Consider the following 1,253-nt stretch of genomic DNA (forward strand, 5'->3'; position numbering starts at 1 on the left):
CAGGACAAACGCATGAGTAAATAAATTGTGAACAAATCCCCTTTTTCTGGTATGATAAAAAGAAAAAGGGGGTTTTGCTATGGATGAGTTGTTAGAATGGATGGATTATATTGAAGATAAGCGTCAGCAGACGAAAGTACGGCATAAGCTAAAGGACATAATCGTGATTGTTTTGTTTGCTACGCTTGCAAATGTGGATGACTGGGTGGAAATGGAATACTTTGCCCATTATCATGAAGCATATTTGAAAAAATATATTGAATTGAAAAACGGAATTCCGTCTCATGATACACTTTGCCGTGTATTTGGAATGCTGTCACCAGAAATCCTGCAGCAGCTTTATGGTAAATGGCAGGAATTACTGAATCAAAACGAAGGGGAAGTATTGCGTAAACTGATCTGCATTGATGGAAAAACGATGCGTTCCAATAAAAGAAAAGAAGGAAAACCGAACCATATCATAACGGCCTGGAGTAAGGAAGATGGCTTCAGCCTTGGTCAGAAGGTAGTAAATACCAAGAGTAATGAGATTACAGCAATACCGGAATTACTGGAGAAAATCCGGATCAAAGGTCAAGTTGTGACGATTGATGCTATGGGAACGCAGACAGCCATAGCCGAGAAGATCCGTTTAAAACGAGGAGACTATGTACTGGCGTTAAAGGAAAACCAGAGGACGCTGCATGAGGATGTGAGTTTGTACCTGAATGATGCCGAGATAAAAGAAGAACTGCGTAAGAAGGGAAAATATAAAAAAACAATTGAAAAAGCCCACAGTCAATTAGAAATCCGAGAATATTACCAGACGAAAGAAATTGGCTGGCTGTCTCAGAAGAAGGACTGGAAAGGGCTAAAAAGTATTGGAATGGAAGAAAAGACGATACGAAAAGACGGTCAGGAGAAAAAAGAGATCCGTTATTATATCAGCAGCCTAAATGAAGACATTGAGCTGTTTAGCCGTGCAGTGAGAGGCCATTGGAGTGTAGAAAGTATGCACTGGCAGTTGGATGTAACATTTAAGGAAGATGCGAATAGAACGCTGGATAAGCAGGCAGCCGAAAATTTGAATATCATAAGGAAATGGTGTTTAAGTATATTGAAAATGGTAGAGATTTTCCGTCCTAATCTGTCCATGAAAAAGAAACGATTTGTAATCAGTATGAACCCAGCAGAGTTTTTGGAACAGGTATTAAATTTTTAAAAACAAGATATTCTGAAAAAGAGGAAGGAAAACAATTCATGCGTATGTCGTG

General features: G+C 39.0%; 1 protein-coding gene. It reads left to right on the plus strand.

Annotated elements, in window-relative coordinates:
* The first annotated feature begins 79 nt into the window (after positions 1-79).
* On the plus strand, positions 80-1,201 hold the full coding sequence (locus tag OCV69_RS16560) for an ISAs1 family transposase (protein ID WP_158360317.1): 1,122 nt from the start codon (positions 80-82) through the stop codon (positions 1,199-1,201).
* Positions 1,202-1,253: the final 52 nt, after the last annotated feature.

It is taken from the genome of Alitiscatomonas aceti, assembly GCF_025567195.1.
Taxonomy (GTDB): domain Bacteria; phylum Bacillota; class Clostridia; order Lachnospirales; family Lachnospiraceae; genus Alitiscatomonas; species Alitiscatomonas aceti.